The sequence below is a fragment of the Xylanibacter sp. genome (assembly GCF_057607445.1).
The window spans coordinates 16,566-29,882 of sequence record NZ_DBLZAX010000015.1 but is presented as its reverse complement, the minus strand read 5'-3'; the positions used below and the strand labels follow the sequence as shown (position 1 = coordinate 29,882).

At 35.0% G+C, this 13,317-nt stretch carries 10 protein-coding genes and 1 pseudogene; 5 read left to right on the top strand and 6 right to left on the bottom strand.

The annotated features are described in order from the left end of the window. The first annotated feature begins 232 nt into the window (after positions 1 to 232). Positions 233 to 1,390: pseudogene (locus ACZMIG_RS11420) on the top strand (IS256 family transposase). A 470-nt stretch (positions 1,391 to 1,860) separates the two neighbouring features. Here the strand turns inward: ACZMIG_RS11420 and ACZMIG_RS11415 are convergent. The 6 genes from ACZMIG_RS11415 to uvrB all read right to left on the bottom strand — a co-directional run bounded on the left by ACZMIG_RS11415 (position 1,861) and on the right by uvrB (position 9,800). Next, complete coding sequence (locus tag ACZMIG_RS11415; RefSeq protein ID WP_021855328.1) at positions 1,861 to 3,108, bottom strand: ABC transporter permease; 1,248 nt, start codon at positions 3,106 to 3,108, stop codon at positions 1,861 to 1,863. Further along, complete coding sequence (locus ACZMIG_RS11410; RefSeq protein ID WP_303054377.1) at positions 3,105 to 4,310, bottom strand: pyridoxal phosphate-dependent aminotransferase; 1,206 nt, start codon at positions 4,308 to 4,310, stop codon at positions 3,105 to 3,107. Before ACZMIG_RS11410 ends, ACZMIG_RS11415 begins: the two co-directional genes overlap by 4 nt. An 89-nt stretch (positions 4,311 to 4,399) precedes the next feature. Further along, the gene (locus tag ACZMIG_RS11405) at positions 4,400 to 6,733 is read right to left on the bottom strand and encodes a putative porin (RefSeq protein ID WP_487889568.1); all 2,334 of its coding nucleotides are present in this window, start codon (positions 6,731 to 6,733) and stop codon (positions 4,400 to 4,402) included. Continuing rightward, positions 6,730 to 6,960: a hypothetical protein gene (locus tag ACZMIG_RS11400; RefSeq protein WP_303054379.1), complete on the bottom strand. Its 231-nt coding sequence runs from the start codon at positions 6,958 to 6,960 to the stop codon at positions 6,730 to 6,732. The genes ACZMIG_RS11405 and ACZMIG_RS11400 overlap by 4 nt, the downstream gene beginning before the upstream one ends. A gap of 29 nt (positions 6,961 to 6,989) precedes the next feature. Beyond that, positions 6,990 to 7,631, bottom strand: a complete 642-nt coding sequence (locus tag ACZMIG_RS11395) for a DUF4468 domain-containing protein (RefSeq protein ID WP_487889567.1) — start codon at positions 7,629 to 7,631, stop codon at positions 6,990 to 6,992. A gap of 132 nt (positions 7,632 to 7,763) precedes the next feature. Further along, positions 7,764 to 9,800 (bottom strand): excinuclease ABC subunit UvrB, encoded by a 2,037-nt coding sequence (uvrB, locus tag ACZMIG_RS11390; protein WP_125104248.1) that lies wholly within the window; start codon positions 9,798 to 9,800, stop codon positions 7,764 to 7,766. A gap of 167 nt (positions 9,801 to 9,967) precedes the next feature. On the opposite strand from uvrB, the gene ACZMIG_RS11385 reads away from it, so the two are divergent. The 4 genes from ACZMIG_RS11385 to mnmE all read left to right on the top strand — a co-directional run bounded on the left by ACZMIG_RS11385 (position 9,968) and on the right by mnmE (position 13,238). Further along, positions 9,968 to 10,795, top strand: a complete 828-nt coding sequence (locus tag ACZMIG_RS11385; protein WP_021855322.1) for an outer membrane protein assembly factor BamD — start codon at positions 9,968 to 9,970, stop codon at positions 10,793 to 10,795. A gap of 16 nt (positions 10,796 to 10,811) precedes the next feature. Further along, entirely contained in the window at positions 10,812 to 11,150 is a 339-nt protein-coding gene (locus tag ACZMIG_RS11380) for a DNA-directed RNA polymerase subunit omega (protein ID WP_021855321.1), read from the top strand. After that, positions 11,147 to 11,605: a DUF4293 domain-containing protein gene (locus tag ACZMIG_RS11375; protein WP_487889566.1), complete on the top strand. Its 459-nt coding sequence runs from the start codon at positions 11,147 to 11,149 to the stop codon at positions 11,603 to 11,605. The genes ACZMIG_RS11380 and ACZMIG_RS11375 overlap by 4 nt, the downstream gene beginning before the upstream one ends. A gap of 181 nt (positions 11,606 to 11,786) precedes the next feature. Then, positions 11,787 to 13,238 carry a tRNA uridine-5-carboxymethylaminomethyl(34) synthesis GTPase MnmE gene (gene mnmE / locus ACZMIG_RS11370; RefSeq protein WP_303054380.1) on the top strand — a complete coding sequence of 484 codons (1,452 nt, stop codon included), beginning with the start codon at positions 11,787 to 11,789 and terminating at the stop codon, positions 13,236 to 13,238. Positions 13,239 to 13,317: the final 79 nt, after the last annotated feature.

The following is a 13,317-nucleotide window of genomic DNA, read 5'->3' as shown; positions in this document are numbered from 1 at the left end:
CTAAAAAAGCCCTTTTTGCGAGATATTGTTCAAACACAGTATCTCGCATATTTTTTGATGCATGCAACAAAGAGCTTTCATGGTTCTTTTGAAGTTATAAGCCGCTGCAACCAGAAGAACGTGATACCATCTCAAAAAGTGTGTCTGATAGTCAGTAAAAAAGGGCCGCCCCTTGCGTGTCAGCCCTGAAGTTTGTAATTTAGGAGTAACCAAACCACTAAATATACAAACTATGCACTTCACGAAACTACAAATTTCTGAGCTCATGCGCAAGCATGCAGAGAAAGAAAATGGTCTACACGACCTGATGGAAATCATGCCTGAAAGCATGATGGTAGCAGAACGGAGTGAGTTTCTGCATGAAAATCCTCAAAATAAGGGCAATGGCTATCGTTTTGGACATGCCTATGGCCAAGGAAGAAAATTGGAATTCCGTATTCCCCGCGACCGTTATGGCAACTTTCATCCCCGGATACTTGCCATTCTTCGCAATCAGGAAGAGGAATGTGACCGGTTGGCTGGAGTCTTATATACCAAAGGGCTGACGCAGGAATAGGTCGGAGATGTCTTTGAGCAGATTTACGGCCAGCACTATTCCAAGTCCAGCATCAGCCGGATGGTAGACAGCGTTCGTACCCAGGTAAGCGCCTGGCTGGAGCGCAGTCTTGAGAGTTACTACCCGGTCATGTTCGTAGACTGTGTGCATATTAAGATTCACCGTAAACGTTCGGTATCCAGTGAAGCGTTCTATGTCGCATTGGCCGTTACAGAGGAAGGCCGCCGTGATGTGCTGGGTATATTCAATATTCCTACAGAGAGCGCAACAGGATGGAGTGATATCTTTGACACTTTAAAAGAAAGGGGCGTCCAAAAGATTGGGCTCATGGTAGCAGACGGTATTAAGGGTCTTGATGTCGTTGTGGGAGAGAAATTCCCCGGTACTCCGCTTCAGAGATGCGTAACCCATCTCAAACGCAATATGTTTGCCAAGGTCAGTCATGGAGACAAGGGTGCTTTGGCTTCTGACCTGCGTGATATATTCCGTACCGGACAGCGCGATTACACCATTGAGATGGCATGGAAGAAATGGCAGGATATGTGTGAGAGGTGGGGTAAAGACTACCGGGCATTCAAACTCATGCATAACAACGCCGACTACAAGGCATACATGACTTACTTGAACTATGCTCCGGAGATTCTGTCCATGATATATACCACTAATTGGATCTAGCGCCTCAACCGGGACTTCAGGAGAGTGACCTGAATGCGTACAGCCATGCCTGGCGAAGAATCAGTACTGACGCTCATGGGCAGTGTCGCCATGGAACACAAGGCTTTTGACCGGCTGCTACCCAACATAACCTGCGACAAGACTCTGTTTCCGGACTAATGGAATAGTTTTTTTAGCAGAAAAGCCTGCCTGAAAGCAAAAAAAGGAGTCGCCGCCATGACGACTCCAGGATAGTTCTTGCTATCAGTATAGGCGTAGCCATGTTGCTGACGGGGTGCTCCTCTGCAGAACCCGTTCCTCGTCCAGATACAACATAAAATTCACTTTTTTGATATGAAATACAAAATTGTCTATTAACTTTGCATCATCACTTCTAAGGCAAACTTGCCTCAGACACACTCAGTGAAACACTACACTTTTTTTAATCATAAAATCTGCAAGTTTATTACCCTAAAGATAAGAAAACTTGCAGATTCATCAAAGACTTTTATTGATTAAATTACTGAATACCAGTAGATAATAACCTTTTTAAGGGGCGACTAATTAGAATTTAGGGAAATTTCTTTTATTAATTAAATCACTTACAAACATAATAATGAAGCCTTATCTTAATCATTTATATTTAGATTCTATTCATATCTCATTGACTTTGCTGGATGTACACGTGAAACAAGAAAGCTTGGTGCTATAAGCACAAAAACACTTATAAGTAAAGTGGCAACATTAAGTAATATAATTAAAGGTAAATTAATTTCAACTGGTACGGTCTTAACATAATAAGTTGAAGGATCTAGAGAAACAATACCTGTCAGTTTTTGTAATAAAACTAGTCCAAAACCAATAATATTTCCAATAATCATACCTTTCCCTATAATAAAAATAGCAAACCATAAAAAAGTTTTACGGATTATCGTATTCTTTGCACCAAGAGCTTTTAAAATACCTATCATACTTGTACGTTCAAGAATTATTATGAGTAATCCTGAAATCATTGTAAATCCAGCAACACATAGCATAAGTGCCAGTATTATCCAAACATTTAAATCTAAAAGATCAAGCCATGAAAAAATTTGTGGATTCGCCTCTTGAATTGTTTCTGAAGAATAGGCTTCTCCATAAGTATCAGTAGTTCTATTTACTTTAGAAATAAGAATATTTTCGACATTATTAATCTTATTGAAATCATTCACAATAAGTTCTGCACCTGTAACTTGTCCTGTGTCCCATCCATTAAGACGGGATGCAGTATAAAGATCGGTAAAACAGATTGTTTTATCATATTGTGTAAGGTTTGTTTGATAAACTCCTGATACAGTAAATCGTCTCATTCTGACATCATCATTATCAATAAAATATGCAAACACCTTATCACCAGTATTTATCTTGAGCATATCCGCCATAATCTTAGATATAACAATCTTATTATGGCTTTTATTGTCACTAAATGCAGGAATAGTACCACTTATCATATTATTGTGGATAAAAGCAGTATCGTATTCTGAAGCAATGCCCTTAAAAGCTATTCCCAGAAAATCGCTGTCTGTCTTCAATATGCCTTGTTTAATTGCATAACGTTGTACGTGCTTAACTCCATTAATGGATTTCAATACATTCATCATACTATCAGGCATAGCAATAGGCTTCTGTTCATAGCCATGTAGCGTCATAAAGTTCGCAACAGTAATATGGGAACCAAAGCCTATAACTTTATCACGTATAGTATGCTTAAAACCTAAAACAATACATACAGAAATTATCATTACGGCTAACCCTACGGCAACACCTGCTGTTGCGATATGGATTGCCGGCTTACTAACTTTTTGCTGAGCGTTATTGTCTGAATAAATACGCTTTGCTATATATAATGGTAAATTCATTCTTCATCAACCCTCCCCGGATAAGTTTCAAGCGCTTTTCGTAATATAAAAAGCGCACGTATTAAATCTTCTTTTTTTAACACATATGCTATACGTACTTGATTATATCCGGCTCCAGGTGTTGTATAAAATCCTGACGCTGGAGCCATCATGACAGTTTCACCTTCATAATTAAATGTTTCCAAACACCAACGGCAAAACTTTTCACTATCATCTACAGGTAGTTTTGCAACAGTATAGAAAGCCCCCATAGGTATAGGTGAATAAACACCTGGTATACGATTAAGGCCATCAATAAGACATTTACGACGTTCCACATATTCGTCATATACGCTACGTGAATATTCTTCTGGCACATCAAGAGATGCTTCTGCTGCTATTTGTCCGATTAATGGCGGTGACAAACGGGCTTGACAAAATTTCATCACGGCTTGACGTACATCCAAGTTTTTTGTTATCAAGGCTCCAATACGTATTCCACACTCGCTATATCTTTTACTAACAGAGTCAATAAGAACTACATTTTGCTCAATACCTTCAAGATGACATGCACTGATATAAGGCGAACCTGTATATATATATTCACGATAAACTTCATCAGAAAAAAGATACAAGTCATACTTATTAACCAAATCTCTAATCTGGTTCATTTCACGTCTTGTATACAAATATCCTGTAGGATTATTGGGGTTACAAATAAGTATTGCACGTGTACGATCATTTATCAACTCTTCAAATTTCTCAACTTTTGGTAAAGAAAATCCTTCATCTATAGTTGTTGCAATAGTCCTTATTTTTGCTCCAGCAGAAATAGCAAAAGCCATATAATTAGCATATGCAGGTTCAGGAACAATTATCTCATCTCCTGGATTTAGACACGACATGAAAGCAAAAAGAACCGCTTCACTTCCCCCACAAGTTATTATAATATCATCAGGACTTACATTAATGTTGTACTTTTTATAATAATTCACAAGCTTCTTTCTGTATCCAAGATATCCTTGTGATGGTGAATATTCAAGAATTTCTCTATCAATATTACGTATAGCGTCAATAGCAACTTTGGGTGTAGGCAGATCAGGCTGTCCTATATTAAGATGATATACTTTTATTCCGCGATTTTTAGCAGCTGTCGCTAACGGAGCTAATTTTCTTATTGGCGACTCCGGCATTTCTAATCCACGTACTGATATTTGAGGCATAATTTGATATTTTCTAACAAAATTAATATAAACTTAAAGACTAATCAACAATAAAATTTATTTCATCAGTCAATGTTGCAAGATTACTATCAGTTGAAAAAGTTCCATGACACACCAAAACGTAGCACTCTTCCATTCAAAGGATAATGAGGAACGAGGAAATATTCACCTGCACTTGCATTAACATGGCTCATCATAATGAAAAATCGCGTATGCTTTAGATGTAAATTGGCGTATACATTTACATAAGGATAATTCCCTATTTCAACATTATTCTCACCATTGTCCTGTACGGTATATTGACCTAATGCCGGACTATAATCCAACGCTTTATACTTTGTAAAATAACGCAAATCAGCCCCGAGATCAACACTTAACACACGAGCAACCTTAAACTTAAAATATAAATTAGTGTATATATTTAACAGAGGAACAGGCAAGACTTCTTCATTACTTGATTTCTGATATGTTATTTGATTTTCCCAATTAAGAGGGCCAAATTTAAAATCCTGTGACAATTGCAAAGTGAATAAATTTATATTCCCTGAGCATTGCTTTACAGAAACCACATTCCCTGCCCGATTAAAATTATCGGTAATTGTATAACTTTGACTCAAATATGTATAATCTTTTAAATCATCAATAGCTACACGCAATGTAGTATGAGTACGCCTTAAAGAAAAGACACCTTCTATACGGGTACGTATTTCTTTACTAAGACCATCATTATCCCACCAAAAATGTTTTGAATGATAATGTCTATAATAAAATGTTGGGTTAAGGCGATAAAAAAACATCCGTGCAGCTAGAGTTACTGTATCATTAAACAGACGAAAATTAAGATCTGCGTTTGCATCAACTTTCAATTGTCCAGCGTCTTCTCCTGCAAGCCATGCTTCAGCTGTAACATCATAATGCAACGTTGTTCCTTGTTTTTTTATTAATTGACCACCAACACTCAAATTATGTTCGTTATAGCTACTTGTTCCGCCTAAAGAATCAGGCAAACTAAAATGCCGTAAATCTGATGTAACAAAAGCCCTTAGTCCTGCTTTCGCCCATTTATTAAAACCTTCTAGCAATGCTATAGCAAATGTATTTTTTAATGAATAATGGTTAGTTTTGTCATAAATTGAATCCCCTTCAAACTTCTCATTAACAGGGAATGTATTTGCATAATAATTTTCAGGAGTTCTATATGCTTGATATATACGACGATAATTATCAAATTTTAAAGTATGTATAAAGCTTGTAACTGGCACGTATTCATCTTTCATCCATGCAGTATCCACATTAGCAACATTTTTATCGTCTATATGAACGTTAAGCAAACTATCTGCGGCTGTCTTATCAAGAACTATTCTATCGCTTGCTGTATTAGTCGTATCGGCAGGCTCATCACCAGCTATTATAGCATTGTCAGGACGCCCTGAAAATGTCTTTTTCTCATCATATGCATTTTCATCAAATTCACGTCCTTCCTTAATAGCTTTCTTCCGTGCCTCTTCTTTTGCCTTATTTGTTTCATTCTCCTTTTGAGAAGCTATTGCGAACTTTCGTGCAGCAATCTCTTCTTCTGTCATTTTTACTTTTCTATTAAATCCCAAATTATAGCGGTGTGTGAAAAATATATGTTGATTATCATTACGATTCCAATTTTGTTCTAAAACGGTAGGTATTTCACTCTCCCTAAAATTATCATCAAATGCTTCAGGATGTGTTATGTACCTATCATCAGTTATACCACCATTTTCCGTCACTTTTTGGTGATTAGTTGATAATAAAATATGAGCATTATATCTGTCACCTAGATATGAGCCATACATAGTATAATTAAAATGCGACGTGCTCTGATTTTGATAATATCCACGGCCATAGATATAATCAAACTTAAAACCTACGCCTAACTTTTTACCTGCATTAACACCAAAAATTGCCTTAAAATGATCTTCACCATTTGTTCTATCACCACATTCATCATAAGAAATATTGGTAATCGGCGAAAGAGTGTTCGTAAAAAGGAATTTGTTGACAGGCGTCAAGAAATAATCATATGGTTGTGTGAATACAAACTGGGACATTTCATCTCTATCTATAAAAATACGACTAATACGTGGCGCTCCTAAGTTTCCTGTAGTATTGTATTCTCCACGAAGGCCTGTTGTAAAAATTGAGTTCATATACATATGCTGCATTGTATCTGGTACAGCAGCCGTACGTTCCCCAAAACGTTCATCAATAGTCCAAACTTTCAATCCTTTTGGAATTTCTTTATTCCCAGATGAAAGTGTATCACTTTTTGAACTTTTATTTGATCCCGCTTGTGTAAACTCGCCCGTATCTGTTAACTGATTATAGTCTTGTGAATAGACCGATAAACAAAATAATATATACGTTATCCCTATTAATAGCCTTTTACTCATTTTATGAAGCGAAAAACACATTCAACAATTTTAAATAACATGGAAGACAATATTACGATTGTGCCAATTTGATGATCTACTTTAAAATAAATTACCATACCAATCAATGCTCCCAACATGAAAATAATATTTAATATATTACGAAGAAACATAAAGCGTTCACCTCGACTTCCATATTTCCCACAAGAATTAATTTTCTTGTTATTATCATTTGTATTTACAATCATTGCTTTTAAATAAAATATCAAAAATAAGCTTATTTCAAAACATTTTCTTTAATCATATTAAAAATATAATCTTTACGATCAATAGTCCTTCTTCTAAATTTTGCAGAACCAGGCAACAAACGTGTCTGCTTACGATTTAATGCATTTTCATCATTAATCCATTCTTCTGCTTTATACACATATCCACCTCTAACGCGTTCTTCATCATAAACATATAATATACGTCCCATTGTAACCGTAAGATGGTTATCTTTACAATATGCGATTAAAGTATAATTAAATTTCGTTCTGTCTAAAGACAATAATTTATCTGTAAAAACGAGCCACTCTTTCATACTAGCAACTACAATATGGTCCTTTTTATTGATAAGTGAAATACGACTACCTTCAAGTTGATTTTCTGTTTTAGTTAAACTCGTAAAACAATCAAATATTATATCGTATATATCCTGAGCATTTTTCTTTGGGACATCAATATCTAAGCGCCATTCAACTTTTCCATCAACCTCAGGAACTGCTCCTTTTAAATATTTAGCTTCCGAATTCTCTTTATTATCAATAAATGTACTTGTGGTGACTTTATGATCTTCGTCATTAGGTGCTTCCCAAACACTCTGTGCCAAGCCAATCATTGGAATCAAATACATAGAAAGGATAAAAATCAGTTTCATACGAATATATATTTTTGCAAAATTAATAAATTAAAAGTTATAGGCGCAACAATAAGCATAATTTAACAACTAGAATTAGAATAGCAACAAATAAGCACCGATATAAATTACTACATAATGTTTTTATAATTATCAATATTTACCATCAAGTATATTTTGCAGACGAATTAATTCATCTCGAAATTGTGCAGCCTGTATAAAGTCAAGATCTTTTGCCGCTTTTTTCATCATCCTTTGTGTATTTGCAATTGTTTTTAACAACTGATCTTTATTCATCTTGGTTACAATAGGATCCGCAGCAAATGCGACATGGTCTTCTTCAATATAAGCCTCATACTTTTTGTTTGCAACTGGCATATCAATAATACTAGCAGATCCCAATGTATCATGATTTATTACCTTAACAATTTGTTTAGGAGTAATATTATGCTCTTCGTTATATTTCAACTGCTTTTCGCGACGCCTTGCAGTTTCATCTATCGTCATCTGCATACTTGCAGTAATATGGTCAGCATACATAATTACTTTACCATTTACATTCCTCGCCGCTCGGCCTGCAGTTTGAGTCAACGATCTGTGTGAACGCAAAAAACCTTCTTTATCCGCATCCAGTATCGCGACAAGCGAGACTTCAGGCAAATCAAGCCCTTCACGCAATAAGTTCACTCCAACAAGAACGTCAAAAACGCCTTCACGTAAATCATTCATAATTTTCACTCTATCCAAAGTAGCGACATCACTGTGTATATAATTAGCTTTAACATCGTGATTAAGCAAATATTCAGTCAACTCTTCAGCCATACGCTTTGTCAATGTAGTAACCAACGTACGTTCATTTTTCCCATTACGTATAACAATCTCTTCCATGAGATCATCAATCTGATTTTCACTTGGTCTTACTTCTATTTCCGGATCCAACAATCCTGTTGGACGTATAACCTGCTCAACAACAACCCCTCCGGCTTCCTCCAATTCATAATCTGCAGGAGTTGCAGAAACATAAATTACCTGATGTATCATAGAGTGAAACTCTTCAAACTTTAATGGACGATTATCAAATGCTGCCGGCAGACGGAATCCATATTCAACCAGATTAGTCTTTCTCGCCCTATCGCCACCATACATAGCACTAATTTGAGGAACACTCACATGACTCTCATCTATCACCATCAGATAATCTGACGGGAAAAAATCCAAAAGACAATATGGTTTTTGTCCTGCTTCACGTCCATCAAAATATCGTGAATAATTTTCTATCCCCGAACAATGGCCCAATTCTTTTATCATTTCCATATCATACTCCACACGTTCCTTAATACGCTGAGCTTTAATATTATCCCCCAATTCATTAAAGTAATATATTTGCTTTAACAAATCATCTTGTATTTTACGTATAGCAAGTTCAGTTTGCTCTTTTGATGTTACAAAAATATTGGCAGGATAAATTTGATAATTATCAAAAGAAGCAATTCGATGAAAATCAATTGAATCTATTTCCTCAATACTATCAACCTCATCATCCCAAAATGAAATTCTAAGAACATAATTACTATAAGCCATAAATACATCAACAGTATCTCCTTTAACCCTAAAATTGCCTCTCTTGAGTTCTATGTCATTTCGAACATACAAAGCTCCTACGAGGCTACGCAAGAAGTCATTGCGATCTAAAATCTGGCCTCGCTTTAAAGATATTATACTTTTTGCCATTTCAACAGGTCCGCCCATACCATAAATACAGGAGACTGACGATACGACAATAACGTCTTTCCTTCCTGACAGCAATGCAGAAACAGCAGATAAACGTAAACGGTCTATTTCCTCATTAATAGCAAGATCTTTTTCAATATATGTATCCGTCTGTGGTAAATATGCTTCAGGCTGATAATAATCATAGTATGATACATAATACTCCACCGCATTATCAGGGAAAAAAGATTTCATTTCACTGTAAAGCTGAGCTGCAAGTGTCTTATTATGGCTTAAAATTAACGTTGGTTTATTTACATTGGCGATAACATTTGCAACCGTGAAAGTTTTACCCGATCCAGTTACTCCAAGTAACACTTGTGACTTTTCACCATTAAGTACCCCCTCTGTTAATTGCTTAATAGCTTCAGGTTGATCCCCTGTCGGCTTATAATTTGAGGTAAGCTTAAAACCTTTCATATAACAATAAACACAATAAGAATATTATAAATACATAACAATTCAAGATGCAAAAATACAAATATTACAAAGAAATCACCTAATAAAGATATTTTTTCTTAAAAATAAGTTCAAAACTTTGTTACTTAATAGAATAATATGTACTTTTGCAAGCCAAATATTGAATTATGAAGAATAATATTATCATCTCCATATTTGCTGTCGTGTTGTTTTCTGGATGTGCACACGAATTCAATCAAGTTTATAAGTCACAAGACTATAATTATAAGTATGAATATGCAAAAGAGTGTTTTGCGTATGGCAAATATACACAGGCAATTACTTTGCTTGAAGAACTTGTAACAATTCAAAAAGGAACAGACAATGCTGAAGAAAGTCTATATATGCTTGCAATGGCACAATTTTGTGACAAGGACTATGAAAGTGCTGCAATGACTTTTAAAAAATACTATAAGACATATCCCAAAGGTATTTATTCAGAAATGGCCTCATTCTACATTGGCGAAAGCCTGTTTATGAGTACACCGGAACCAAGATTAGATCAAACACAGACTGTAAATTCAATTGCTGCTTTTCAAGAATACTTGGATATATATCCAGAAGCCTCTTTAAAAGGTAAAGCACAGAAACGCCTTTTCGAATTACAGGATAAACTTGTAAAAAAAGAATTATATTCTGCACAATTATATTATAATTTAGGTACATATTTTGGTAATTGTACAAGTGGAGGAAGTAATTATGAAGCATGTATTATAACGGCACAAAACGCAATCAATGATTATCCATACAGTTCTTTGCGCGAAGACTTTGCTGTTTTAATAATGAAAAGTAAATTCGAATTGGCAGAACAAAGCGTTGAATCAAAGAAAATAGACCGCTATCGAGATGCAGAAGACGAATGTTATGGATTCATTAATGAATATCCAGACTCAAAGAATAAGGCATTAGCAGAAAAATACATATCATCTTGTAAGAAATATACCAAAGAGAAATAAATATAACATAAAGAATATGGACTACAAAAAATCAAAAGCACCATCAAACACCGTAACCAGAAACATTATGGATTTATGTGATGAGACAGGCAACATTTATGAAAGTGTTGCTATAATCTCAAAACGTGCAAACCAAATTTCTGTAGAAATAAAACAAGATTTAAGTAAGAAGCTAGCAGAATTTGCTTCATACAATGATAGTTTAGAAGAGGTTTTTGAAAATAGAGAGCAAATAGAAATATCAAGATATTATGAAAAACTCCCTAAACCGACATTGTTAGCTACTCAAGAATTCATTGATGGCAATATATATTGGCGTGACGGTCAAAAAGACAATTTAAAAGATATGCAATGATACAAAGGAAACAAACTTTATTACTTTTGGCAGCATTAATTTTAAATATAATCTGTCTATGCTTGCCGTTAGGACATTTTGTTGCAGATGGAAATATAAATTCCACATCTACAATGTTTAATTTGTGGATTACGATGCCGAATGGAAGTCATAATTATTCTGTATGGGCCCTTTTTGCAACTTTACTGATTACATGTCCGATTTCGCTGATTGCAATTTTTATGTATCACAACAGAATTGTACAAAGTCGGTTCTGTATATTTAACATATTATTAATCTTAGGATGGTATGCAGTTTACGCTGTGTTTGCAATAAATTTAACGGAATCTATAGGACATTACAAAATTTCCTTTACATCAATACTTCCACTTATAGCTGTTATTTTATATTTAATGGCAAGAAGAGCTATACTCGCAGATGAAGCATTAGTCAGAGCTGCAGATAGAATCAGATAGATGATATGATACCAGTAATATATTATCAATAATATAATGGCTGTCTCAAAGATAAGTAATGAGGCAGCCATATTTATATGATACATATTCAATAACACTAAGTTTTAAAGTCTTTATATATTTCTGCTTTTTATTTATAAATCAAACATTAAATTATCCTACAACATTGAGGCTATATAAAATGGATATACAAGATACAATATGCGCAATTGCAACAGCGAATGGTGGAGCTATAGGCATAATACGAATATCAGGACAAGATGCTATAAGCATCACTGATAAGATTTTTTATCCAGTGGGAAAAAAGTGTATGCCATTAAGTAAAAAGGCTGCGAATACCATAACCTATGGCCTAATAAAAAATAACGAAAAAGAAATCATTGACGAAGTTCTTGTAAGTATTTTCAGAGCACCGCATTCATATACAGGAGAAAATTCAGTAGAAATATCATGTCATGGGTCATCATATATATTGCAAAATATTATGCAATTATTAATCAAAAATGGATGCCGCTCAGCCGGCCCTGGTGAATATACACAAAGAGCCTTTCTTAACGGGAAGATGGACCTAAGTCAGGCAGAAGCTGTTGCAGATTTAATTTCTGCAACATCAGCAGCTACACACCGCATGGCAATAAATCAAATGCGTGGAGGCATCAGTAAAGAATTATCACTCTTACGTGATAAATTACTTCAACTTACATCTCTAATGGAACTTGAACTTGACTTCAGCGATCATGAAGAATTAGAATTTGCAGACCGTTCAGAACTTAAAGATATAGCTAATCAAATAGAAAAGGTAATAAGTCTACTAACAAATTCTTTCAATATGGGCAATGCCATAAAAAATGGAGTTCCTGTAGCTATCGTTGGAGAAACAAATGCAGGAAAATCAACATTATTGAATGCCTTACTAAATGAAGAACGTGCCATAGTAAGTGATATCCATGGTACTACACGCGATGTTATTGAAGATACTATAAACCTTGAAGGAATAACATTCCGCTTTATTGATACAGCCGGCATACGTGAGACAACGGATGCTATTGAATCCCTTGGCATCAAACGTAGTTTCCAAAAATTAGAACAAGCAAATATAGTTCTATGGGTCATAGATGCTACTTGTGCAGAAAAGCAATATAAGCAACTGTCAGAGCAAATTATACCAAGATGTAAAGACAAGCACCTTGTAATTATACTCAATAAGTTTGATTTACTTAATGAAAATATAAAGAAATCATTGGAAAACAATATAACCAATAAAGATACTGCGGACTGCTCATATATGTCAATATCAGATGGCATTCCATCAAAATATGTTACTATACCTCTATCTGCTAAAAACAAAGATGGGCTTTATGATTTACAACAACAACTAATTGACTTTACGATTACACCTGACATGTCTCAAAATAGTGTTGTTGTAAGCAACCTACGCCACTATGAGGCACTCAGTCATGCCCTTTCATCTATCCACCGTGTCCAAGAGGGCCTTAATACCCAACTTTCTGGTGATTTGATAAGTGAGGATCTTCGCCAATGTCTTTTTCACCTAACAGAAATTGTAGGTGGCGAAATAACCACAGATGAAGTATTAAGCAACATCTTCAAACATTTCTGCATCGGTAAGTAACATTCACTTAATTCACGCTTTTACACATATATTCTTGTCGCAATATTGAATAATATCAGCCTTTCAAATATGTATTAAT